Source organism: Kordiimonas pumila, from assembly GCF_015240255.1.
Taxonomy (GTDB): domain Bacteria; phylum Pseudomonadota; class Alphaproteobacteria; order Sphingomonadales; family Kordiimonadaceae; genus Kordiimonas; species Kordiimonas pumila.
In genome coordinates this window covers 1,071,481-1,095,351 of the sequence record NZ_CP061205.1, presented here as the reverse complement: position 1 = coordinate 1,095,351, position 23,871 = coordinate 1,071,481, and the positions used below count along the sequence as shown (strand labels likewise).

The window sequence follows — 23,871 nt, the reverse complement described above, 5'->3', positions numbered from 1 at the left end:
ATGAAGTCAAAATAAAATTCTATCTGTCTAACTGCAAAAAAAACTTGGCGGTTTGCAAGGCGTGTTTATAAAGACTGCTATGCAAGAAAAAAGGAATAAACCTGCGAGCCCCCCAAAGCGACCCCGGAATCAGCCGGCGGCGAACAAAACCATTGTTCTTATTGGGCTGATGGGCGCAGGGAAAACCACCGTTGGTAGGCGGCTTGCCAAAAAACTGGGGCTTGAGTTTGTTGATTCTGATCACGAGATCGAAAAAGCAGCCGATATGACCGTTGCAGAAATTTTTGAAGCTTACGGCGAAGAAGAGTTCAGAGCCGGGGAACGCCGGGTGATTGCCCGCCTGCTGGACGGCACCCCCCAGGTAATAGCAACTGGCGGCGGCGCCTTTATTAATGATGAAACCCGCGAGTTGATCAAAAAAAAGGGCCTTTCCATCTGGCTTGATGCCGATATTGATGTGCTGGTTGAACGCACTTCCAGAAAAGAAACCCGCCCCCTTTTAAAAGAAGGCAACCCGGAAGAAATTCTGACCCGCCTTGCAAAGGCCCGCAACCCCTACTATGCAGAAGCCGACCTGAAGGTTATGTCGGCCGAAGGCCCGCACGACGAGGTTGTTGACAGTATTGTAAAGGCTATGAAAAGCCACCAGAAACAGAGACGCAAAAAGAAAAATGCCTAACTCCCCAAACCCGTTACTGGCAACCGTGCACCTGCCGCTTGGCGACAGGTCTTATGATATTATCATTAAAGGCGGCTTGCTTGATGAACTGGAAACACACCTAAAGCCGCTTTTGAAAGCAAACCGCGTGTTTGTGATAACCGAGACAACCGTTGCAGGCCTTTATGAAAGCAAAGTCGCAGCAGCTCTTGCACGCGGCGGCATTACGGCGCACTGGTTTCACCTTACCCCTGGCGAAGCAACCAAATCTTTTGCCGTCTATGAAAAACTGCTAAATGACCTGCTTGCCTGCAAAATTGAACGCAGCGATGTGATCTTGGCGCTTGGCGGCGGCGTTATTGGGGATCTTGCGGGCTTTGTGGCGGCCAGCTTGCTGCGCGGGATCGATTTTATCCAGATACCCACCACCTTGCTGTCGCAAGTAGACAGCAGTGTTGGCGGCAAAACCGGCATTAACACAGCCCACGGCAAAAACCTTGTTGGCGCGTTTCACCAGCCGCTTGGGGTGCTTATAGACCCTTACGTGCTGAAAACCCTGCCTGTGCGCGAACTGCAAGCAGGCTACGCCGAGGTATTGAAATACGGCCTGATTGACGACCCTACATTTTTCGGCTGGCTGCTGGAAAATGGTAAAACCATGTTTGATACAAGCAGCAACCGCCAGCTTGCCGTACAAACAGAAGCGATAAAAGTAAGCTGCGAGGCAAAAGCCCGTGTAGTGGCAGAGGATGAACGCGAAAGCGGCAAGCGCGCGCTTCTGAACCTTGGCCATACTTTTGGCCATGCGCTAGAGGCAGAATGCGGCTATGATGGCACCCTGCTGCACGGTGAAGGTGTCGCGATCGGCATGGTCATGGCCCTAGATCTTTCTGTGCGCCTTGGCCTTGCAAACCCTGATGAGCGCGACATGCTGATAAACCACCTTAAATCTGTAGGTATGAAATGGTCTGCCGCCGATATTGGTGTGCCACTTGACGCAGGCAAGCTGCTTTCCCATATGGCGAAAGACAAGAAGGCAAAAGCCGGTTCTGTTGGTTTTATTCTGGGGGGTATTGGCAAAGCAGCCATGCACCGCGGGATAGACCTTGACCTTGTGCAGGCGGTTCTGCATGATTCTGTGTGCGGTACAGTAACCCAGTAATTTTTGGAGCACGTTATGGACGGCCTTAGCGCCACCCTTAGTGACAGTCACTTATGGATAACCGGCAGCATCATTCTGGCGCTTTTGTTTCTGTCTGGCTTTTTTTCCGGTTCTGAAACTGCACTGACCGCCGCATCGAAGGCCCGCATCCACAAAGCTGCTAAAGATGGCAGCAAACAGGCCAAGCGGGTTGAAAAACTGATTGAAGACAAAGAACGCCTGATCGGTGCCATTTTGCTTGGCAATAATCTGGTGAACATTCTGGCATCAGCCCTTGCCACCAGCCTGTTTTTGACACTGGCTGGCGAACAGGGTGTGGTATATGCCACCCTTGTCATGACCTTTCTGGTGCTGATATTTGCCGAGGTGCTGCCCAAGTCATACGCGATTGCAAACCCTGACCGGGTGGCGCTTGCTGTTGCATGGTTCATTACCATCATTGTAACCGTGTTTGCGCCTATTGTGACCATGGTACGGCTTATTGTGCGCTTTACCCTGCGCATGATCGGGGTAGATATTTCAGAAATGGGCCATGCGCTTTCAGCGCAAGATGACATTCGCGGCACCATAGACCTGCACCGCCACGAAGGCGGGCTGGTAAAAGAAGACCAGCACATGCTGGGGTCTATCCTTGATCTCGAAGATATCACCGTGCAGGACGTGATGGTCCACCGGTCCAGCATGCAGGCGATTAATATTAATGCCAAACCAGAGGCGATTGTTTCCATTGTTGTGCGCAGCCCTTATACCCGCCTGCCTGTCTATGACGGTAATGTGGAAAATATTATCGGGGTGCTGCACGCCAAAGACGTGCTGCGTGCTATTCGCCGTGCTGGCGGCCAGATGCACCGCATTAATGCCCGCCGCATTATGACCAAACCATGGTTTGTGCCCGAGACAACAACCCTAAAGGAACAGCTGAACGCGTTTCTGGAGCGTAAATCACACTTTGCGCTGGTGGTGGATGAATACGGCGATATTCAGGGCCTTTTATCGCTTGAAGATATTCTGGAAGAAATTGTCGGTGATATTGCAGACGAGCATGACTTTGAAGTGCCCGGTGTGGAAACACTGACAGACGGCTATGTGCAGGTGGAGGGCACGGTTTCACTGCGCGACCTGAACCGCATGATGGACTGGCACCTGCCAGATGACGATGCCACCACAATTGCGGGCCTTGTGATCCACAAGGCCGAGACCATCCCCATTGTTGGCAAAACTTATGTTTTTGATGGCTTTAAGTACGAAATTACATCCCGCAGCCGCAACCAGATCACCGGCCTGAAAGTGAAGAAACTGCGGTAAACATCCCTAAAAGTTTGCCTATTTGGCTAAACAAGATACTGTAGTTATACGTTTAATGTGGGGTGTATAAGACGATGACTGCAGCCAATCTTTATCAAAATCTCCAGCACGCAAAAACCGAAGAAGATGTAAAAGACATTTATATCAAAGCTCTCAGTCTAAAAAGCTTTACCAAGGGGCTGATTGATATTCGCACCAAGGAAATCTGGTTTGAGGCGAAGGACAAGGGTGGCACATCCACCTATGCCATGTTCACGCAGTTACTTCATTACGTTCAAGCCGATCTGGACAAAGGCGAACCACTACCACCATTTCTCGCAGTTATTGACTGTGAGAAAGCTGCGTTGATGAAAACATCTGACGTTGTACCGTTTCTTAAAAAGAAAACCATCAAATGGGGAAAATCTGCCAGCCAGTTTCCCAAAGAAGCACTGGATGAGGTCTCAACCCATATCGGGACCCACTTTGTCTCCTTTAAAATATCAACGCACGCTGAAGAGTTTATCAGCACCACCAAAGCCGCAATTAAATCAGGCGATATTATCCGCGCCCAGATCACGCCTGATAACCTGAAACAGGTTTTCGATAAATGGGTCAATATGATTGGGCGGGAAATTACAGGTGTTAGCGAAGATAAATACGCCCTTCTATTCTTTGCCGATATTATGAGTGACGGTACATACGCCACACATGTAGATTTACCCGCAGAATTACTGCACAAAGGTGACAAGCCTGTTTTTACCCTTGAAGGGCATAACTATGACCTAGGTAATATGGAAGGATATCGCCAGTTTTGGGCAATTTACCATCGACCACCCAAAGCCGAATACCGCAATTATTTACTCGAGCGGCGTGACAGCCTTATCCCACTTGATGAACGCAGCTTTAAAGGGGCTTATTACACCCCGCTGCATGTGGTGGATAAGGCTTATGACAAACTCACAGAGACCTTGGGTAAAAACTGGCAAAAAAACTATATTGTGTGGGATATGTGCTGTGGTGTCGGGAACCTGGAAGTTAAACATTCGAACCCGCGCAACATATATATGAGCACACTAGACCAAGCTGATGTGGATGTGATGAGAGCCACCAAAACCTGTGTTGCCGCAACTCGCTTTCAGTATGATTATTTGAATGATGACATTACGGATGATGGGCAAATTGACTATAGCCTGACCAATAAAATGCCTGAAGGCCTTAAAAAGGCCATTGCGGAGGGCAAAAAAATTCTGGTGCTTATCAATCCGCCCTACGCTGAAGCAACCAATTCCGAAAATACAGCCATTAAAGAAAATGCAGAAAATAAAAGCGGCGTTGCCAAAACAAAATTTGCAGCCACTGCTATGACGGAATATGGAAAGGCCCGTAATGAATTATATACTCAATTTATTGCAAGGGTCGCAAAAGAAATTCCAACAGCCACCTTGGCGATATTCAGTACATTAAAATATGTTAATGCACCCACACTTGATATGTTTCGAACCACTTGGCAGGTGAAATACATGGATGGGTTTATTGTGCCCAGTCGAGCTTTTGACGGCTTGAAGGGTAATTTTCCTATCGGTTTTCTGATCTGGAAAACTAATATGGTGACCCCCAAAAAAGAAACTATTACAGAAATATCTGTCGAAGTCTTGGATAAACAGGCTCAACCCATCGGCGAAAAGATATTTTTCAACCCCTCAGATAAACCTTTACTAACCGATTGGGTGGATAGACCTGCAACTAACAATACCAAGGTTGTTCCTTTAAAGAATGCCATCACACCAGCGACAGCCAAGGGAGATCTACGAGGCACAAAATGGGCTGATGGTGCTTTAGCTTGGGTGAACTGTGCAGGAAATGATCTACAAAACGCAGGCAATAAAACCATGATTTTTTCCTCTGGTTATGGGAGCGGACGAGGTTTTTATGCAACCCCAGAGAACTTATGGAAAGCCGCAATCATATTTTCGGTCAGGCGTCTTATAAAACCTACGTGGCTCAATGATCGTGACCAATTCTTACAACCACCTGTCCCTGTATCTGATGAATTCAAGACTGATTGCCTGATATGGATGCTATTTAGCGGCAGTAACCTGACAGCCAGCGCCAACGATCTCGAATGGAATGGTGCAAAATGGTCGATCGTGAATCATTTCATCCCCTATACTGAAGTAGAAGTGGGTGCCCCTGACCGCTTTGAATCTGATTTTATGGCCCAGTACCTAGTAGACAAAAAACTTTCTTTCGAAGCCCTTGCCGTTCTGGATGCTGGCCGCGACTTATGGCAAGAATATTTTTCAAAAACCGATGTTCATAGTGTCCGTGATGAACTTAAGCTCAACCGACCTGATGTAGGCTGGTATCAGGTCCGTAATGCCTTGAAAAAGCGCAATGAAAGCGGTGATTATGTCACCATTGACTTCTCATTGTTTGAAAATGCTTATAAAACCTTAAGCCAGAAGCTGAGACCGCAAGTCTACTCCCTTGGTTTTTTACGTGCCTGACATTATCATCTGTCATTCCCGGTGAGGCAGAAAGCCGAGGGAAGGGAGTCCAGTTTCACTGCCATACTGGGACACCCACCTACGCGGGTGTCCCAGTATGGCACTCAGGCTTACGCTAAGCCTTTTTCCAGTGCGCTGCTCAGGCGGCGAGCAAAAGCTGATGGGTCATCCAGTGTGTCGCCTTCCAGAATACGGGCTTGGTCGAACACCAGCCACACCGGGTCAGTGAGGCTATCAAGCGCGCCCTTGTCGCCCGCTTTATGGGCCAGCGTTTTAATAAGCCCGTGTGAGGGGTTAATTTCCAGCACCTTCGCGGTCACACTATCAAGCTGGTTATGGGCCTTCAGCAAGCGCTCCATCGCCATATCCATGCCGGTGTCAGATGCCACAAGGCAGGATGCGGTTTCTGTCAGGCGGCTGGAGGCGCGCACATCAGACACCTTATCGCCCAGCACTTCTTTCATGAGGGTAATAAGCGTTGTGACCTCGCCCTCTGGGGCTTTGTCTTTTTTCTCAGCCGTGTCAGATTCGGCGATATCGTCAAGGTCACTGCTGCCACGGGTCACTGAGGCAAAAGGTTTGCCTTCAAAATCAGGCGCACCTTGCAGCCAGAAATCATCCACCGCGTCCGGCAGAATAAGCACTTCAAGACCACGAGATTTAAAGCCCTCAATCTGGGGGCTTCTGCGCAGGTTCTTTTCATCCAGACCGGTGATATAATAGATTTTCGACTGCTTGTCTTTCATGCGGGCAACATAATCGGCAAGGCTGGTCCAGCCGTCACCGTTCGTTGATTTAAACCGCGCGAGTTTCAGCAACTGATCGCGGCGGGCAAAATCTTCGTAGATGCCTTCCTTGATAACAGCGCCAAATTCAGTCCAGATTTTTTCGAACTTTTCGGTTTCTTTTGTCGCCAGTGTTTCCAGTTCTCCCAGCACCTTGTTGGTGATCGCTTTTGACATGCGTGCAACAACAGGGTTGTTTTGCAGCATCTCGCGGCTGACGTTCAGGGGCAGGTCTTGGCTATCAACCACACCGCGCATAAAGCGCAGCCAACCCGGCAGCAGGTCTGTGCCTTCGTCAGAAATAAACACGCGCTTTACATACAGTTTCACGCGGTTTTTACGCGCTGGGTCAAACAGGTCCATCGGTTTGGCGGTTGGGATAAACAGCAGGACCGTATATTCCTGCATGCCCTCTACCTTATAATGCAGGCGGTGGGCGGGCTCGTCAAATGCGTGGCCAACATGCTTATAAAACTCGGCATACTGTTCGTCAGTTATGTCTGATTTTGGCCGCGCCCAGATGGCAGAGCCATTGTTAACAACCTTTGCTTCTTCGGCTTCTTTATCAGCCTCATCACCGCCTTTTATGGCTAGTGTAATCGGTACGGCAATATGGTCGCTGTAGGTGGTGACAATGTTTTTCAGGCGGTACTGCTCAAGGAACTCATCAGCATCATCCTTGATGTTCAGCACAATATTTGTACCCTCAGACGCTTTTTCAGCTTCGCCGATCTCATACGTGCCTTCGCCGGTACTGGTCCAGCGCCATGCTGTTGTATCACCCGCTTTTTTTGTGGTTACAACAACACTGTCTGCCACCATGAAAACAGAATAAAAGCCCACACCAAACTGGCCGATAAGCTGCACGTCTTTTTTGCTGTCGCCGGTTAGTTCGTTCACAAAGTTCGCCGTGCCAGAGCGCGCGATGGTGCCAAGGTTCGCGATCAGCTCTTCGCGGTTCATACCAACGCCGTTATCGGCAACCGTGATGGTTTTAGCGGCTTTATCAACCGTGATGGCGATGCCAAAATCCTTGCCGGTTTTAAGGCCGGGGTTGGTAAGCGCTTCATAGCGCAGTTTATCGCACGCATCAGACGCATTCGAGATCAGCTCCCGCAGGAAAATTTCGCGGTCCGAATAAACAGAATGCACCATCATATGCAAAAGGCGCGATACTTCGGTTTCAAATCCCATTTTTTCAGTTTTTGGTTCGGCTGTTGTCTCTGACATATGTATCCTCTGGCCTAACTTCCGTATTGTTCAGGTTTGGTGGATGAAACAGAAAACCTGCTGCATCGCATTAGAAAAATGTTGTCTTCATTTAGGGATTTATCCCGGTGCTTCAAGAGGCAGAGCAGATATGAATCCGGTTATTCTGTTTTTTCGACAATAAAATCGGCCCGGCTGCGGCTTAAAATATCGCTATCCGCAGATGAGAGCCTGTAAACCCAGCCCCGGGTTTTATGGTTGATAGCCCCTGCTTCTGCTGCTGCATCAACAACGGGCATGTCGTCCACAGTGCCCGCACCCTGCTTATGGGCGCTCGTGTCAGCGCTGGCTAAAACCTGCACATACAAGCTACCCCCCATATCAAACAGCTTCAACGACAGCACCAGCCCGTAATATGTTGACAGCTCCACCACACCAGCAGGATCAACAAGCGGGTTTGCAAGCTCTTTCACATCATCAAATGAAAGGCTTGTGATCACCCGTGCCGGTTCGCTCAATTTCCAGGTGGCAGCGGCTTCTTCGCCAGCCCTCAGGCCCTGCACTTTATAATCGCTTTCGCCCTGCTTGCGAGTAAGCCACACCCCGCCCAGTGATACATCGCGCACGCGGGCATCATCGATCGACAGCAAGGTTTTATCAAGCCATGTAGCTGGGTCGGCCGACGCATCTTCCAGCCCCGTTACCAGCCACGAGCGGGTGTCGGTTTCTTGCACAATATAGGTGAGCGAACGACCAGACGCATTGCTTGCGCGCTTGCCCATTTTGAAATGCAGAAAATCTTTGTTGTCAGAGCTTTGCAAGCTAATGCTAACAGCTTCAGCGGCGAGGCCCAGCACATCATATCTGTCTGCGTTTGATGTTTTCGGTTCCCGGCGTTTTGACAGTGCCAGCCCTTTCAAGAAAGCTGTCACAGTTTCCGTTTCTGCCGGATAGCCACCGCGCTCCTGAACCCGCCACACAGCACCGTCTTTCACAAGCGTGGTGGTGGTGCCCGCCTGTTTTAATGTTACAGTAGTCGTGTCATTAATCTTGTCGACCAGCCCTTCGAATGTGGGTTCGCCGCGCCCGCCCTGATCCAGCGCCGGGTCTTCGCCAAACATGATCCAGATTGCCGCCATAATGGCAACAAGGGTGGCATAGCCTAGAATATTGGTAATGCGTTCAGACATGAAATTTTTCGCAGTCATATGTAATTATTGGCCCTGATGATTGCATTTTATATATCACTCGGCAGTACGGCGGCGCAGCAGCCAAAGCCTGATAAGCACGATGAGGATAATCAGGACCGGTACCAAGGCAATGTTGATAAAGGCAAGCCATTTGCCAAGCCCGACAATTTCTGCGCGTAGGCTGCGGTTTACTTCCCGAAGCGCTTTTCTGGTTTCCAGCAATTGCCCCCGGAAGCCTTCTATCTCTGCTTCCTGCTCGGTTGACAGAATAGCGCCGCCTTCTGGCTCTTGCGCTTCCAATTCAGAAATACGCATTTCTGTATTCTGAAGCTGTTTTTGCAGCGCTTCTTCTTCTGCCAGATATTTGGTTTCTGCCTCGCGCCGCAGGCTATCTACCACTGTGAAAGGCCGCTTGGCAATGCCGCGCCCCCGCAGGCCAAGCAAAGCCTCTGACCCCACGATATGCTCGGCCAGATTTAAAATAAAACTGCCATTACCGGCAATAGGCACCACAATGCGCTGGCCGAGCAGTTCCTGCAACTGCACCCAGAAACGATCATCAAAAATATCGGTATCGGCTGTGAGCACGATGTTGATATCCCCTTCTGATACCGATGGATTATTCACAGGCCCAGCATCTGCTGCTGCTTTATCAGAGAAGGCCGTTTTTGCAGGCCCACTCACCCGCGCAGAAAGCGTATAGGAAATACCCGTTGGTTTCAGGTCTTTTAAAAGCCGGTCAGGCTCAGGCATGCCAACAGCACGGCTGGCATCAAACAGCATCGAGGCAGCGCTTGTTGTTACAAGCGGCTGAAACTGTGTTGTTGCACCGTCGAGCTGCTCCAACACACCGCTGGTGGCAAAATTAAGGTTATCAATTGACCCGGTTACAATATCGTCGTCTGTCATGAATTCATGGTTGATACCAAGCCAGAAAACATAATCTTTCACGCTGTCAGGGCCAAGGCCGCCCATTTGCACACGCTGCGCCAAGGCAGCATCCCCCACAACCTTACCCTCTGGCATAGCAACACCCCAAGCGCCAAGAAGCGGGCCAAGCGTTGAGGCACTGGGCGCATAAGCGCGCGGGTTTGCCGCTTCTGCATGGGGATCAAGAAAAATAAGTGCCCGCCCGCCTTTTAGAACATACTGGTCGATCAGGAAAAGCTGATCATCATTCAAGGCTGGTGGATGTACCACCATCAACACGTCAGTTTCTGCCGGAATTTCGCTAAAGTCTTCTGCGATTTCCTGCAAATTAAAAAATTCGCTAAGCTGCTCATACAGTACATAAGGCTGTGCCCTGCCAGACATCATGGCCTCAGCACCGCCGGGGCCAAACTGCATGGGCAGGCTGGTCAGAAGTGTCAGGTTTTTCTTGGTCGCAGTATTAAACCCGGCAATCAGTTTCACCAGATCATATTCCAGAAACTTTTCCCGCTCTGTTGTAAAAAACGGTATCACAGCCTCACCGTCAAGGCTGTTACTGGCTTTCAGCCCCATGTAAAGCGTGGAGCCATCGGCCATAGGCACACCTTTAAGGCCTGCGGCTACTGCATCATCTTCAGCTTCTGAAAATGGCTCTGGGTCAATGACCGATAGTTTAACCATCCCGTCACTAGCTGCCACAACAGCGCGCAGTGTATCTTCCACCCGCTTGCCGTACCCAAGCAACTGGCCATAAGGCGCCGCCAGATTACGCGAAAAGTAATATTCCAGCACCACAGGCTCATCAAGCGAGGCCAGCAGGGTTTCTGTGCCGTCCGACAGCGTGTACAGATTATCGGCTGTAAGATCTAGTTGCCAGCCCCGCAAAAAGCGGTCTGCGAGTACAGTTAATGCCAAAAACAAAATAACCGCCATGGTAATTTGCCCGGCAGGCCGGTTCAATAATCCCTTAAAAAGGCTAGGCTTTGCCATTATCCAGCCTCCCGCTTTGTTTCAACCACAACATAATTGATCCATAACCATAGGCTAATCACGAGCGCAAAATATAAAATATCGCTAAAGGCCACCACACCCTTTTGCAGGCTGTCAAAGTGGCTCAGCATCGACAGGTTTGCAACCGCCAGAACAAAGGCCTCTGGTGCCCATGCTGTAAACACATCCAGCACCATAGGAAGACCAGACACCAAGAACAGAAAACACACAGTTACCGAAAGGATAAAGGCCACTACCTGATTTTTGGTAATGGCAGACAAAGCCGAGGCTATCGCCAGATAGCTGGATGCCATGAGAAGCGAGCCAACATAGCCTGTGATAATAATACCGTTATCAGGATCACCAAGCCAGTTTACCGTTAGCCAGATAGGGAACGTCAGCAACAAGGCAAGGCCTGCAAAAGCAATGGCTGCCAGATATTTGCCTATCACCACGGCAGGCAGCGGTATTGGCAGCGTTAAAAGCAGTTCAAAGGTACCACTGCGGCGCTCCTCTGCCCAAAGCCGCATGCCAATAGCGGGCATTAGAAACAGATAAAGCCAAGGCTGGTACGCAAAAAAGGGCATCAGGTCTGCTTGCTCGCGCTCGTAAAAGCCGCCAATATAAAATGTAAACAGACCTTCAAGTACCAAGAATATTACTAAAAACACATAGGCAACCGGCGACAGAAAATACGATTCAAACTCGCGGCGCAGAATGGTGCACACAGCAGAATGGAATGTCATATTATACCTCCCCCTCTGTTAGGTGCCGGAAAACATCATCCAGCCTGCCACTATCAACAGAAAACTGACTAACCCCCCAGTTACTAACAGACGCAACATCAGACACAATAGACGCGATATCAGAGCGGCCCCGCGCAATAGCTGTTAGCCTGACATTGTCACCTTCATTAATAGCTTCCACGCTTTCAATTGCCTTAATAGATTTCAGCGCCACAGCCGCTTTTTCTGCCTCAGCTTTTGGCAAGAGCAGCGTAACCGCATTTTTGTAACGCGACTGGGCTTTTAGCTCCGACGGGCTACCGTCCGCCACAACCATGCCCTTGTTAATAATAACGGCCCGGTGGCAAATGGCTTCCACCTCTTCCAGAATATGGGTTGAGATAATAATAGCCCGGTTAACCGACATGGCCTCGATCAAGCGGCGCACCTCGTGCTTCTGGTTTGGGTCAAGCCCGTCTGTCGGCTCATCCAGCACCAAAACATCTGGCGCATGCAGAATAGCCGCCGCAAGCCCTACCCGCCGTTTGTAGCCTTTTGACAGGGTTTCGATCCGCTGTTCCATAACGTTTGATAGATGAACAGCACCCGCCGCGCTTTCAACAACATCCATAATTTCAACTGCGGGAATATTGTGCGCTGCGGCAATGAACTTTAGAAAGGAACGCGGTGTCATGTCACCGTAAAGTGGCGCCCCTTCCGGCAAGTATCCCATATGGCTTCGGGCTTTCAGGTTCTCTGTCGACATGGCTTCACCGCAAACATAGGTTTCACCCTCTGTTGGGGTCAGGAAGCCCGTTAGCATTTTCATGGTGGTTGTTTTACCCGCGCCGTTTGGCCCTAGAAAACCAAGCACTTCACCCTTTTTAACCTGCAGGCTAATACCATTAACCGCTTTCAGGGGTCCGAAATGCTTTGTTAGGTTACGCGCCTCAAGTAAGACGTCCATATAACTCTATCCCTTTTTGCCATTCAGGTATTTTCACAAGCCTCCAGATTGAGGCTTTGACCCTAGATAATGCGATTACCCCTTCCATGCAAGTCTGTTAACATAGAAGCAAACCATCGTTGTAGGGTGAAGGGGGCTTAATTGTTTTTATGGGAATAGAAACTGGCCCGGTTGCTGTAGGGGTCGGAGATGAGGGGGCTAGGGTTCATGCCTCCGAAACAACCGGGCCAGTCGAGGCCAACATCCATATATGGCACCTGCATTAAGGCACGCAAAAGGCCCAAATACGGCAACAATATGATTATTGTACTTATCTCTTAGCGGCGTGTAATATCGCCAGAACCCTGTACTTCTGTGTGCAGGTCAGTCGGGTTGCCGTGAATGTCAATGTCGCCCGATCCCCGCAACTTCAGATCCGCACTGTCGCGGGCATAAAGGTCTATATCACCAGAACCTCTAAGATTGGCAGTGGCTTTGGCACACTTCATCGAATCTGCTTCCACATCACCAGAGCCTTTGAGGTCTACATCAATAGACTGACATGTGCCTTTCAAACGTATATCGCCTGAACCTTTAAGCGCAACAGACAGCAATTCAGCATCAAGGCCCTTAATGTTCAGATCACCAGAGCCAGTCAGCATTAGGTCCAGTTTCTCTGCGGTGAAACCTTCGGCAAGCATATCGCCCGAACCTTTAAGCTTCATGCCGTCAAGCACAGGCAATATAATATCAACCCGCATAACCTTAATGTTCCTGAACAGGCCTGATTTCATATCAACAACAAGGATGCCGTCTTTGACCGTGGTGGTAAGCTTATCAAGGATGCCTGTATCCGCCGTAACCGTTACCCTTTGCTGGTCACCGTGCGTGATATTCACATCCATAGCGCCCTGCAGTTCAACTCTGGTAAACGCAGCAACCGCGCGTTCCTCAGAAGCTGTATCTTTACCAAAAGCAGAAACAGCAATAAGGCTAACAGCACAAATCACTGCACCAAGTGCACGTTTATTCATTGTCTTTGCCCTCACCCTTTAGGTCAATACTACCTATGCCGCTTACTTTTTTGCGCACATCGGCAGGAGAACCATAAATATCAACTGCACCAACGCCGCTTACTTCGGCGTCAACAGCTTCGCTGGCAAAAACACTGGCATCACCGGCGCCGCGCACCTTGATCGCGACAGATTTACATTTAAAATCGGTAGCTTCAATGTCGCCTGCACCCTTAATTTCCATTTTAAAGGTGTTACATGTGCCTTTCAGCTTCACATCAGCCGCACCCTTCACATCCAGCATAAAATCATCGGCATCAAGGTTTGATAACGTGCCATCCACCGCGCCTTTAACATCAAGCTTTTCAAGGTTTGGGAGCTCAATTGTTATCGTGACATCTTCATTGCCCCAAAACGTATTTTTACGGCCATGATCTGTATCAATTGTGAGGGTATTACCAGTTACGGTCGTGCTGACATGCTCGTGGTAATCGCTTTCGGTTTTTACCACAACATGCTGGTCTTTGCCTGCCGTCAACTTAAGGTCAAGCGCGCCTTCAATTACAATTGTGGTAAAGGCAGGCAAATCACGGGTAATGCTGGTTTCATCAGCAAATAAGGCTGGGGCTGTAAGGGCACACATGAGGCAAATTGCTGCCAGTGTGCGTGCGCCCCTGTAGTAAGAATGGAACTTCTGCATGGGTCATATCCTCTTTTTATGTTCTGTCGTATAGCGGCTTATGTTTTTTCCCTGCCGCCTGCGCTTTTTATCCCATTTTATGGCCTTTTCGTCAATCGATAACATAGGCCACACCATGGGCCACAATATGGCCCCTAAACCCACAAGCTTGCAAAACAATTCATTTTGCAGCACACTGCGGGCAGAAGAGGTGTGGATGGACGATATAATTACGCTCTCTGGTAACGGCCTTAAGGCAAACGACTCTGGCGCACAGCACCACGCTGTTGCGGCACCCCAAAAAGCAAACCCAACAGTTTATTTTATCCGGCATGAACTGGGGACAATTCTTAACATATATGGCCGCATGGTTGCAGCAGGCATGTGGCACGATTATGCGATTGACCATATGGCTGATATGGCTATTTTCTCGGTTTTCCGGCGCGCCAGTGAAATGCCGCTTTATAACATTATCAAAGAACCTGCCTTGGCAAACAAACAAGGCATGTGGCGGATCACAAACACCAGTGGCCAAATACTGAAGCGCGGAAAAGACCTTGCTATCATGATGCGGTATTTTGACCGTCAGACCCTAAAAGCCATATAATCAATCAACCTTGACAGACGCAGCACCCCATGACAAAAGACCGGCAGGCAAGTGGCCGCCTGCTGTCTGCGCCCCATGGGTATAGTGAAGGCCATACTTGAAATATTTCGTCTTAACCGATTAATCGGCCAGTTGACGGCAATGCAGACCCCTCAAATAACAGCGCCGTTTACGGATGTATAAAGATGAAAGAGCATACAAAAAATGCCAAAGCCGGGGCAAAGCGCCTTCGTGCTTTTATGGCAGACAAAGATATAGCCCTAAGCCACAGTGACAGCCTTGAAGCTATCGCCCATATTGAAGGCTACCGCGACTGGAACACACTCAGTGCGCATCTCCCACCAACAGGCGCATGTGCGGTGCCAACTGGCACACTATGCAATAGTTTTCCTGTACAGGTGGGTAGCAAGGTAAGCGGCCTTTATTATGAGGCACCTTTCGAAGGCACCCTTTTAGGCCTTGAACAAACCATAAATCCGGCAGTGTGGCGTGTAAAACTGCAATTTGACGAGCCGGTAACACCTCCCGCCATGACCCGCATTGGCCTTACACGCCGCAGGGTTCAGGGCAGCATTAACAAAGACGGTATTTCGGTAAACCTGCTCGGCAAACCCGACGGGCATATAAGAGTGTATCTAAACACCCAATAAGCCCAAGTCACGACACGAAACCTTACAGCCCTGACATAAAATTCAGGGCTGTATCCATCGGTTCCACTGTAACCGGGCCGTAACCCACAAAATCACCATCAAGCTGGACCGGGCTTGTACCGGTGCCAAGGCTTAAAAACCCCTCAGTTATAACCCGTGTGTTGCCGCGTGTATCAAGTGGCATCGCTGCAATAAGCAATTGATCGACCGCACGGGGCATAGCGCCCGCTTTGTTAAACATCAAACACGCCATACCCTTCGTATTATGCCGGGTTTTACGCGTAAGCGTAAAAGGGCCTGCATAGCGCCTGATATTAGCAGCAACAATCCATGCAGATACACCTTCCTCTGCCTCCCCCTCGGCACTACGGTATATCCACGGCACAGAAGGCATTTTCTCCTCTGCAAACAGGGTTTTAAGGATGGCTGGTGCAAAGGCCGCCCGGCCGAACCGTAGCTTATACCCGGGGTTAATATGGGTCAGGACAGCGGCATCAAACCCCACCCCCACCCAGCACAGGCCAATTGATTTTTTACCGGGCAAGCCAACAGCAAAAGGGTAAACCGCTTCAACCGCATGCCCGCAAAGGAGTTGGGCTGTATAAGCCGCAGACTTACGGCCAAACCTGATGTAACCCAGTTCCCGCGCCAGTACATTTGCCGTACCTGTCGGGATAATGCCAATAGGCAACGGGGAGCCAACAAGCCCTTCGGCCACCTCGCGAATGGTGCCGTCGCCGCCTGCCGCAACAATAAGGCCGCTGATACCTTCATCAGCACACACCCGCGCCAGCGTTACCGCATGCCCTGCATACTGGGTAAAGATCAACTCCACCTCGCGGCCTGCCGCTTTCAAATGGGCAATCGTGGCATCCAGAAACGGTCTGCTACGCTGGCCAGCCATCGGGTTGCTGATAATGGTAATTCGGCTGTTATGTGGCAATGTCATAATACCCCGTGGTAGCTGATTTGCACGCTCGTTACTTGACCGTGAAATGTGACAAAACCATGAACAAACCTGCATATTGCAACTTTGTGAACAAAAAACCGTGATAAGCTTGACTTAACCAGACCACAAGTGTCACAAAAACATCCGTAAAGCAAATGGCTGGAACATATGAGAAAACTTCTGGTGATGATGATAATCGTTGCGCTGGGCAGCATGCAAGGGGCCACCTTTGCAGCGCCTTTGAGTGTGCACGATAACCACGCCAGCATGCAAACATTAGATGCGCCTCATGCTATGCACCAACAAACACCCGCCAAAACCGCCGCCGCAACCGCAGAAAACCATGCCTGCTGCGACAAGGATACATCGTGCCAGTGCAATACCGGGTCGCGCTGTCATGTGGCCCAAATATTTGATACAAGCGCGGTAAACACGGAAATATTCGGCCTTAAACAAGGGCATGAACAACGCAGGTTTAAACTTGCGGATAGTGGCTATATATACGGGTTCGCCCCCCCGCCCAAAGCCTGAAAAGACTAACAAAAACCATACCCGGCATGCGCTGCATGCTGGTTGATTTGTTTTCTTTTACAGGAATACCTAATGAAATATTTTTTTAAAACGGCTTTCTTAGCCCTGCTACTCATGGCTGCGCCCCTAACAGCGCATGCAAAAATTGTGGAGTATGAACTCGACATAGATACAGCAACCGTGAACTTTACCGGCAAACCGGTTGAGGCCCTAACCGTTGGCGGCGGCATTCCTGCCCCGCTTATTACAGCGCGTGTCGGCGATACCCTGCGGGTTACTTTCCATAATAAACTCAATACCGCGAGCAGTATTCACTGGCACGGTGTTCTGCTACCCAACGAGCAGGACGGCGTATCCTTTCTAACTACAACCCCGATTGCTGCCAAAAGCAGCCACACGTTTGAATATCCGATAAAGCACAAAGGCACCTTCTGGTACCATAGCCACACAGGCCTGCAAGAGCAGCGCGGGGTTTACGGCCCGATTGTGTTTTACCCGGAAACCGGCGAAGAAGAATATACCGAAAAAGTTGTTGTTCTGTCTGACTGGACCGACGAAAACCCGCACCATGTGCTCGCCAATATTAAAAAAGACGGTGATTATTACGCCCTTAAAAAAGACAGTGTCCAATCATGGGGCAAAGTGATAGCCCACGGCTGGTCTGCTGTGAAAAACAGGCTCTCAGGCGCATGGACCCGCATGGGGCCTATGGATATATCTGATGTTGGCTACGATGCGTTTCTGGCAAACGGACAGAGGCAAAGCGGCTTTAAGGTTTCGCACGGCAGCAAGGTAAAATTACGCATCGTGAACGCGGCAGCCTCTAGCTATTTCAACATTGAATATGCGGGTGGCCCCATGACAATTGTAGCAGCCGACGGGGTGGACGTGCAACCCGTTAAAGTGCAGCGTATCCGGCACGCTATTGCCGAAACCTATGATGTGATTATCGATGCGCCGCACCGAGGAGCCGCTGAATTTAGGGCAACATCAGAAGATGGTACAGGCTATGCCAGTATTTTCATTGGGCCAGACCCAGAAGGCACAATCAAGCATGCGCCAGATATTCCAAAACCAGACCCTTTCGCTGTTGACCACAGCATGCACGGCGGTATGGAGGGTATGGACCACGGGGCAATGGAACACAGCGCCACGGACAGCGGCGATATGGCAGGTATGGATCATGCTGCGATGGGCCACACTATGCCACAAGAAGCACCGAAAGCACCGGCACCCATTGATCACAGCAAAATGGACCATGCAGCCATGGGGCACACTATGCCGCAAGCCGCACCGCTCGCGTCAGGGGAACCCATTCCCTATATGACAGACTATGAACCGCTTAAATCTGTAGAAGAATCGAGCCTGACAGCAGGCAGGCCAGAGCGCGAAGTGGTCCTTACCCTGACAGGCAACATGGAACGCTATGTCTGGGGGTTTGACGGCAAAACACTGTTGGAATCAGATAAAATCCTGATCAAACGCGGTGAAAATGTTCGTTTTGTTTTGAAAAACGACACCATGATGCACCACCCTGTTCACCTTCACGGCCATTTTTTCAGAGTTATCACGTCAGCGGGTGCCTTTAGCCCGGTGAAACACACTGTAAACGTGCCGCCTATGGGCCAAGTGATTATTGAGTTTGAAGCAAACGAAGAAAAAGATTGGTTCTTCCACTGCCATAACCTTTACCACATGAAAACTGGTATGGCGCGCGTCATTTCCTATGAAGGGTCAAGCACCTATAATGATGCTACCAGAGCAAAGCTTGCCGCTAACCCCTGGTTTTACCGCGGCGATATAACAGCAACCAACGCTGTGAGTGCCGTGAACCTGCGCATGTCAAACACCCGTAATGCTTTTGAGGCGGATTTTGACTATGGCTTTGATGAAAAAGGCTTTGAAGGCAAAGCCACGTATGAGCGCAGCATCAACAAGTTTTTTGACCTCTACGGCGGTGTGCGCGTTGAGCGCCATGAAGTGGGTGAGCCAACCGAAACACGCGGTATACTTGGTGCAAAATATGTCCTGCCGCTCTTGATCGAAGCAGAAGTTGAGATAGACAGCAAAGGCGACATAACCGCCGGATTTGAATCTGAGCTGCAGCTTACAAAGCGCCTGAAGTTTGAATGGGAATGGGAATATGATTTTTCTGATAAGGAAGACGAATATACCCTTGCGCTTTCATACGAACTATCAAAACGCTGGCTCATAACCGCCCGACACGACAAAGACCACGGCACCGGTGCTGGCATAAGAGTAAAATTCTAACCCCGCACCAGTCCTATAAAAACAAGAATAGCAGGCCGTAACTTTTTGTTTCGGCCTGCTTTTTTATTCCACGCCTGCTATCAGCTATTGACAAAATATTAACCATTATACCAGCATAGTCTGAGAAGCACGATCAAGTGCAGGTGGTAGGTATAGGTATGAAAAAACCATGGGTTCGCTGCAAAATGCATCGTTTCATGGCAGCAAAATTCCTTTTGCTGTTTTTACTACTGTGTATGATCATAGATACGGCAACAGTAGAGGCCGCCCCCCCCATACCCAACAAAGACATAACACCCTCGCATGTATTTCAAGCCAGCAGGCATGCCCTTGCTGAGCTTTTGCCTCTGATAGAGGCCCGCCGCATCACACCCAATGTTCGCAAAACATCGATGGCTGAACGCATGCCCCGCCATGTCTGGCAAAAAGCCCGCGAAGTCTTAATAAAAATACAGTACCTTCAAGCGCGCGAGGGCATTCCGCCGCTGGCCCTGCCGCCTTCCTACACAGGCGACATTGCCCCTTCTGACGTCAAAATACTGGTTGATGCCGCCTTTGATGCGCTGCGCACAATTCGTGAAAAAGAAGGGCTATCCCAACCCGACTATGCACGCTTTCAAGCAGGTAAAACCCCGACCGATGTTTATCAAAATCTTTCCATTCTTAGCTTGCTGCTGGACACTATTTTGAAAACCAGCATTACACCTTCTGATGTCTACAGGGTTGCACAGTCTGTGAATGACGTGCTGCACCAAATATACGAAATAAAAGGGTTAACAGCCCCTAACGCTAACGCCTCCAATATTAGCGGCAAGAGCCCACGAGATGTTTATCGTCTATCTCTTGAATTGATGAGAAAACTAGACCGCCTGACCCGGACACCGGGCTATGCCATACCGGGCGGCGTTGTGATATTACAACCAATCGCGGGCAGAATAACCCCGTCTGATGTTATCAATGCACAGGAAAGTATTTTGGCAGATGTGCAGGCCATGGGGCTTAGTATTATGGGTGTGAAACCTATTGAAATTCCCCATTTTGAAACCGGCAAAATTCCATCAGATGTATACAGGCTGTGTCTGGAAGCCATTACCTTGGTGGAGGGCCTACAGTGAAAAGTGCCCTTAACAGCCATGCTCTAACGTATTTTCCTTTCATTATAGGCTGCTACGCTGTGCTGCTATCTATGATGGTTATGGCGGGTTGGTACACCCATACTATAGCCCTTATACAGATTATGCCGACATGGGCACCCATGCAGTTTAATACGGCTCTCGGTTTTTTACTGGTGGGCGCAGGGCTTATCGCCACCGTTCTAAACCAGCAGAAAGTTGCCGTAGGGGCTGCAACAGTATCTGTGCTGCTTGGGTTGATTACGCTTTTTCAATATATAACCGGGCTGGATACGGGAATTGATGAACTGTTTGTAAAGGGCTATATTCAGACAGAAACCAGCCACCCTGGTCGTATGTCGCCCAGTACAGCAATTTCGTTTATTTTTGCCGGCAGCGGACTACTTGTTTTTCATGCGCGTATCCCAACAGAGATTAAACGCTATAGCCTGCTGTCGCTCGCTATTGTCCTTTCTTTACTGGGTGCAGTTTCTGTCTTTCGCTATATACAGATTGCTGGCGGTTATTATGTATGGAGCAGCTTTGTACCCATGGCTATTCACACCGCCTTTACTTTTATGGTTATTGGCTTTGCGCTGTTTTGTTATAATCAAAAAATCGACAAGCCTTCTGGGGGCATTGCCAAACGCATAAAAGACCAGTTCCCCCCATGGCTCATATGGGGGCTGATTACAGTATCTCTTAGCCCAACACTTTTAAATGTGATGGGGATCAATTTTGCCTCCACCCCATACTTTTTTAACCTAACCGAAATTGCCAGTTGGGGCTTGCCGCCAAAAACAGTGCAAACCGAAATATACTATGCTGTTTCCGGTACTTTTACCCATGCGTTTCTTGACTGGAGCGCCGTCATGATTGCCTGTATTACGGCGGCAATGGCTTTTGTGTACTACCAGATAAAACAAGATGTCACCTTGCCAGTTATTGGCCTTGTCATGATGTGTTCCGGTGCCCTCGATGCCTTCCACATTCTAGCGGTAACACAGCTGATCGGCACTTATTCTAATAGCCCTGATATCCCGCCCTTTACATGGGCGGTTGCACGTTTCTTTCACACCACAATAGTTATTTTTGGGCTTGTTCTTCTGCTATGGCATCACCGCAGGAACAACAAAAACAGCCACCGCCAGCAAGTAATCCGCTTACTTGCTATTATTGCGGTCACGGCTTTTCTCTTTGCCATTGTAATGGTGGTTTATGTGATAACAAGCGATGCGCTGCCACAAACACAGTTTCCGTATAACACTATAAAACGCCCCTACGATCTGGCACCGCTGCTTATCTCGTTGGTTACTATCCCACTGGTTTGGAGGCTATATAAAACCAGACCATCGATATTTACGGCCAGTATGGTTTTAGCAGTGCTGCCTGAAATTTTGCTCGGCGCACACATGACCTTTGGCTCTGCCCGCATTGTCGACAACCATTTCAATATTGCGCATTTTCTGAAAACTGTGTCGTACCTTGTACCCCTCACAGGGTTACTGCTCGATTATATAAATACAAACCAACAACTGAAAGTCGAGATCCGTAAAAACAAGGCAATTCAAAAAGAATTATTGATCGCAAAAGAAAATGCAGAAACAGCTAACCAGCTAAAATCGGAATTTCTGGCTAATATGAGTCATGAAATACGCACTCCCATGAACGGCGTTATTGGTTCCGCCGGCCTCTTGATGGATACAAGCCTGTCACGGCAGCAAAAGCACTATGCTGATACAATCTTGACATCAGCCGATTCACTTCTAGGTGTGATTAACGACATTCTTGATTTTTCCAAAATCGAAGCAGGGAAACTCGAATTCGACCATATTCCTTTTGATATGTTGGAACTCACGACCAGTGTGATAGAAATAATTTCCCCCAAGGCTGCTGAAAAAAAGCTCGACCTGTTGTTACACTTCCCAGATGATATCGAGCGTTTTGTATTGGGCGACCCAGGCCGGGTACGGCAAATTTTCCTCAATCTCTTAACCAATGCTGTTAAATTTACCGAAACCGGGCATATTGTATTACGGTTTCTCAACTCAACCTCTATTAACGGCAAGGTGTTTTATACCATCGAGATTGAAGACACTGGCATCGGTATTGCAAAAAACAAACAGAGCCGTATTTTCAATAAGTTTGATCAGGCAGATACATCTACCACACGGCAATATGGTGGCACCGGCCTTGGTCTGAGTATTTGTCAGGATCTGGCTAAAGTCATGCAGGGCGAACTAACGGTTCAAAGCACTGTAAACAAAGGATCTGTTTTCTCCGTGACCTTCTATCTCGACCCTGACCCAGACACCACACAGCGGCACAATGAAAAGACCCGCCTCAATATTGGAAATGATTTTCCATATAACCTGAAAGTGCTGGCGGTTGATGATAATAACACAGCGCTAGAAATTATTACCGGGCAACTGGCCCCCTATAATGTAAGGCTTACGCTTGCGACCACGGCTACGCGGGCTCTTACTACGCTTATTGAGGCCAGCAAAGCAGGGGCGCCGTTTGATATTCTGCTGACAGATTACTGTATGCCAGATATGGACGGTATTGATCTGGCCGCCGCCGTTCAGGAGACACCTGAAATTGCCGATACCCTAATGGTTATGGTTTCCTCAATACCAGCAAAAAATGACGATACCAAAATGAAAAAATATGGTTTTGCCGGGTACCTGACTAAGCCTGTTTTCCCACATGAAATTCCCCGCATGTTGAAAACCATATGGGAACAATCCAGAAACATAGGCCCTAAACACCTGATTACGCGCTATAACATGCTTGAGCACAGTAAAGCTGCTGTACCTGCTGAAGAAGCAAAAGAGATTACACTGAAAAATTGCAGCGTTCTTTTAGCTGAGGACAATACCGTAAACCTGATGATAGCCACCAGAATGCTTGAAAAGCTTGGCTGCCGTGTCACCCCGGCTGGAAACGGCAAGGAAGCGCTCGAGCAGGTTTCAATGCGCACCTTTGATATGGTATTAATGGACTGTATGATGCCTGAAATGGACGGATATGAAGCCACACAGGCCATCAGAAACCGCGAAAAAGAAAATGGTTTACCCCGGCTAACCATTATTGCCTGCACAGCAAATGCCATGAAAGGTGACATGGAAAAATGCCTTGATGCCGGTATGGATGATTTTATCTCCAAACCTATAAATTATAAGGCTCTCGCGCCCATTATGCAAAAGTGGCTCCCCAAGAAAATTATGAATACTTCAGGGGCAGCCGTAAAAGCAAAAATGATTGATACAAGCATCTTGATTGCCCTTGAGGAACAAACCGGCAGTGTGTACAAGGATGTTGTTCAAAGCTATCTGGAGTTTTCCGAAAGCTCGCTTGCAAACCTGCGTGCATTCCTCGACGCAAAAGACGCCAAAAATATACAGGCTATTATGCATGCCTTTAAGTCTAGCAGTGCCTCACTCGGTGCCACCAGAGTTAGTATCCTTGCAAGTGAACTGGAGAAAACGATCAGGGAACGCGGCCTAGATAGCACCGGCACCCTGATGCAGGAATTTATAGATTCGTGCAAAACTGCTCATACCGAATTGCAGGAATTTATAGCCTAAAGAGATTGTTATAAAACCTTTTGACCTTACATATTCTCTGCGACCCAAAAGTAATCATTTTGCCCGGGCAACGGTTAAAT

At 49.1% G+C, this 23,871-nt stretch carries 18 protein-coding genes; 10 read left to right on the top strand and 8 right to left on the bottom strand.

Annotation, left to right across the window (positions count from 1 at the left end; all coding sequences use genetic code 11):
* Positions 1 to 79: 79 nt before the first annotated feature.
* The 4 genes from ICL80_RS04825 (at position 80) to ICL80_RS04810 (ending at position 5,614) form a co-directional block, all read left to right on the top strand.
* Positions 80 to 679: a shikimate kinase gene (locus ICL80_RS04825; RefSeq protein ID WP_194214979.1), complete on the top strand. Its 600-nt coding sequence runs from the start codon at positions 80 to 82 to the stop codon at positions 677 to 679.
* Positions 672 to 1,820, top strand: coding sequence for a 3-dehydroquinate synthase (gene aroB / locus ICL80_RS04820; RefSeq protein WP_194214978.1), 1,149 nt, complete (start codon positions 672 to 674; stop codon positions 1,818 to 1,820). Before ICL80_RS04825 ends, aroB begins: the two co-directional genes overlap by 8 nt.
* Positions 1,821 to 1,835: 15 nt before the next feature.
* Positions 1,836 to 3,125: an HlyC/CorC family transporter gene (locus ICL80_RS04815; RefSeq protein WP_194214977.1), complete on the top strand. Its 1,290-nt coding sequence runs from the start codon at positions 1,836 to 1,838 to the stop codon at positions 3,123 to 3,125.
* A gap of 74 nt (positions 3,126 to 3,199) precedes the next feature.
* Positions 3,200 to 5,614 (top strand): hypothetical protein, encoded by a 2,415-nt coding sequence (locus ICL80_RS04810; RefSeq protein ID WP_194214976.1) that lies wholly within the window; start codon positions 3,200 to 3,202, stop codon positions 5,612 to 5,614.
* 110 nt (positions 5,615 to 5,724) lie between these two features.
* Here ICL80_RS04810 and htpG read toward each other — a convergent pair whose 3' ends face one another.
* The 7 genes from htpG to ICL80_RS04775 form a co-directional block, all read right to left on the bottom strand.
* Positions 5,725 to 7,629: a molecular chaperone HtpG gene (htpG, locus tag ICL80_RS04805; RefSeq protein WP_194214975.1), complete on the bottom strand. Its 1,905-nt coding sequence runs from the start codon at positions 7,627 to 7,629 to the stop codon at positions 5,725 to 5,727.
* 140 nt (positions 7,630 to 7,769) lie between these two features.
* Complete coding sequence (locus tag ICL80_RS04800) at positions 7,770 to 8,816, bottom strand: DUF4340 domain-containing protein (protein ID WP_194214974.1); 1,047 nt, start codon at positions 8,814 to 8,816, stop codon at positions 7,770 to 7,772.
* A 36-nt stretch (positions 8,817 to 8,852) separates the two neighbouring features.
* Positions 8,853 to 10,718 (bottom strand): GldG family protein, encoded by a 1,866-nt coding sequence (locus tag ICL80_RS04795; RefSeq protein ID WP_194214973.1) that lies wholly within the window; start codon positions 10,716 to 10,718, stop codon positions 8,853 to 8,855.
* The gene (locus tag ICL80_RS04790; protein ID WP_194214972.1) at positions 10,718 to 11,464 is read right to left on the bottom strand and encodes an ABC transporter permease subunit; all 747 of its coding nucleotides are present in this window, start codon (positions 11,462 to 11,464) and stop codon (positions 10,718 to 10,720) included. Before ICL80_RS04790 ends, ICL80_RS04795 begins: the two co-directional genes overlap by 1 nt.
* Position 11,465: 1 nt before the next feature.
* Positions 11,466 to 12,410 (bottom strand): ABC transporter ATP-binding protein, encoded by a 945-nt coding sequence (locus ICL80_RS04785; RefSeq protein WP_194214971.1) that lies wholly within the window; start codon positions 12,408 to 12,410, stop codon positions 11,466 to 11,468.
* Positions 12,411 to 12,727: 317 nt separating this feature from the next.
* Positions 12,728 to 13,423, bottom strand: coding sequence for a head GIN domain-containing protein (locus ICL80_RS04780; protein WP_194214970.1), 696 nt, complete (start codon positions 13,421 to 13,423; stop codon positions 12,728 to 12,730).
* Entirely contained in the window at positions 13,416 to 14,102 is a 687-nt protein-coding gene (locus ICL80_RS04775) for a head GIN domain-containing protein (protein ID WP_194214969.1), read from the bottom strand. Before ICL80_RS04775 ends, ICL80_RS04780 begins: the two co-directional genes overlap by 8 nt.
* A gap of 196 nt (positions 14,103 to 14,298) precedes the next feature.
* Between ICL80_RS04775 and ICL80_RS04770 the strand changes: the two genes are divergently transcribed.
* Positions 14,299 to 14,688 (top strand): DUF2794 domain-containing protein, encoded by a 390-nt coding sequence (locus tag ICL80_RS04770; RefSeq protein WP_194214968.1) that lies wholly within the window; start codon positions 14,299 to 14,301, stop codon positions 14,686 to 14,688.
* A gap of 185 nt (positions 14,689 to 14,873) precedes the next feature.
* Positions 14,874 to 15,338 (top strand): glyoxalase superfamily protein, encoded by a 465-nt coding sequence (locus tag ICL80_RS04765; RefSeq protein ID WP_194214967.1) that lies wholly within the window; start codon positions 14,874 to 14,876, stop codon positions 15,336 to 15,338.
* A gap of 22 nt (positions 15,339 to 15,360) precedes the next feature.
* On the opposite strand, the gene ICL80_RS04760 is transcribed toward ICL80_RS04765, so the two are convergent.
* Complete coding sequence (locus ICL80_RS04760; protein ID WP_194214966.1) at positions 15,361 to 16,287, bottom strand: diacylglycerol/lipid kinase family protein; 927 nt, start codon at positions 16,285 to 16,287, stop codon at positions 15,361 to 15,363.
* 168 nt (positions 16,288 to 16,455) lie between these two features.
* Here ICL80_RS04760 and ICL80_RS04755 point away from each other — a divergent pair, with 168 nt between their 5' ends.
* The 4 genes from ICL80_RS04755 to ICL80_RS04740 all read left to right on the top strand — a co-directional run bounded on the left by ICL80_RS04755 (position 16,456) and on the right by ICL80_RS04740 (position 23,791).
* The gene (locus ICL80_RS04755) at positions 16,456 to 16,818 is read left to right on the top strand and encodes a hypothetical protein (protein ID WP_194214965.1); all 363 of its coding nucleotides are present in this window, start codon (positions 16,456 to 16,458) and stop codon (positions 16,816 to 16,818) included.
* Positions 16,819 to 16,890: 72 nt separating this feature from the next.
* Positions 16,891 to 19,089, top strand: coding sequence for a multicopper oxidase domain-containing protein (locus ICL80_RS04750; protein ID WP_194214964.1), 2,199 nt, complete (start codon positions 16,891 to 16,893; stop codon positions 19,087 to 19,089).
* Between the two features lie 158 nt (positions 19,090 to 19,247).
* Positions 19,248 to 20,204 carry a hypothetical protein gene (locus tag ICL80_RS04745; RefSeq protein ID WP_228073815.1) on the top strand — a complete coding sequence of 319 codons (957 nt, stop codon included), beginning with the start codon at positions 19,248 to 19,250 and terminating at the stop codon, positions 20,202 to 20,204.
* Entirely contained in the window at positions 20,201 to 23,791 is a 3,591-nt protein-coding gene (locus tag ICL80_RS04740; RefSeq protein ID WP_194214962.1) for a response regulator, read from the top strand. The genes ICL80_RS04745 and ICL80_RS04740 overlap by 4 nt, the downstream gene beginning before the upstream one ends.
* The last annotated feature ends 80 nt before the right edge of the window (positions 23,792 to 23,871 follow it).

What these genes read in the sequence shown, in the direction of transcription:
- ICL80_RS04800 (WP_194214974.1), bottom strand. Translation starts at nt 8,816, where the DNA reads ATGACTGCGAAAAATTTCATGTCTGAACGCATTACCAATATTCTAGGC.
- ICL80_RS04760 (WP_194214966.1), bottom strand. Translation starts at nt 16,287, where the DNA reads ATGACATTGCCACATAACAGCCGAATTACCATTATCAGCAACCCGATG.
- ICL80_RS04810 (WP_194214976.1), top strand. Translation starts at nt 3,200, where the DNA reads ATGACTGCAGCCAATCTTTATCAAAATCTCCAGCACGCAAAAACCGAA.
- ICL80_RS04775 (WP_194214969.1), bottom strand. Translation starts at nt 14,102, where the DNA reads ATGCAGAAGTTCCATTCTTACTACAGGGGCGCACGCACACTGGCAGCA.
- ICL80_RS04780 (WP_194214970.1), bottom strand. Translation starts at nt 13,423, where the DNA reads ATGAATAAACGTGCACTTGGTGCAGTGATTTGTGCTGTTAGCCTTATT.
- ICL80_RS04745 (WP_228073815.1), top strand. Translation starts at nt 19,248, where the DNA reads ATGAAAAAACCATGGGTTCGCTGCAAAATGCATCGTTTCATGGCAGCA.
- ICL80_RS04765 (WP_194214967.1), top strand. Translation starts at nt 14,874, where the DNA reads ATGAAAGAGCATACAAAAAATGCCAAAGCCGGGGCAAAGCGCCTTCGT.
- ICL80_RS04790 (WP_194214972.1), bottom strand. Translation starts at nt 11,464, where the DNA reads ATGACATTCCATTCTGCTGTGTGCACCATTCTGCGCCGCGAGTTTGAA.
- ICL80_RS04770 (WP_194214968.1), top strand. Translation starts at nt 14,299, where the DNA reads ATGGACGATATAATTACGCTCTCTGGTAACGGCCTTAAGGCAAACGAC.
- aroB (WP_194214978.1), top strand. Translation starts at nt 672, where the DNA reads ATGCCTAACTCCCCAAACCCGTTACTGGCAACCGTGCACCTGCCGCTT.
- ICL80_RS04785 (WP_194214971.1), bottom strand. Translation starts at nt 12,410, where the DNA reads ATGGACGTCTTACTTGAGGCGCGTAACCTAACAAAGCATTTCGGACCC.
- ICL80_RS04815 (WP_194214977.1), top strand. Translation starts at nt 1,836, where the DNA reads ATGGACGGCCTTAGCGCCACCCTTAGTGACAGTCACTTATGGATAACC.
- ICL80_RS04750 (WP_194214964.1), top strand. Translation starts at nt 16,891, where the DNA reads ATGAAATATTTTTTTAAAACGGCTTTCTTAGCCCTGCTACTCATGGCT.
- ICL80_RS04795 (WP_194214973.1), bottom strand. Translation starts at nt 10,718, where the DNA reads ATGGCAAAGCCTAGCCTTTTTAAGGGATTATTGAACCGGCCTGCCGGG.
- htpG (WP_194214975.1), bottom strand. Translation starts at nt 7,629, where the DNA reads ATGTCAGAGACAACAGCCGAACCAAAAACTGAAAAAATGGGATTTGAA.
- ICL80_RS04825 (WP_194214979.1), top strand. Translation starts at nt 80, where the DNA reads ATGCAAGAAAAAAGGAATAAACCTGCGAGCCCCCCAAAGCGACCCCGG.
- ICL80_RS04755 (WP_194214965.1), top strand. Translation starts at nt 16,456, where the DNA reads ATGAGAAAACTTCTGGTGATGATGATAATCGTTGCGCTGGGCAGCATG.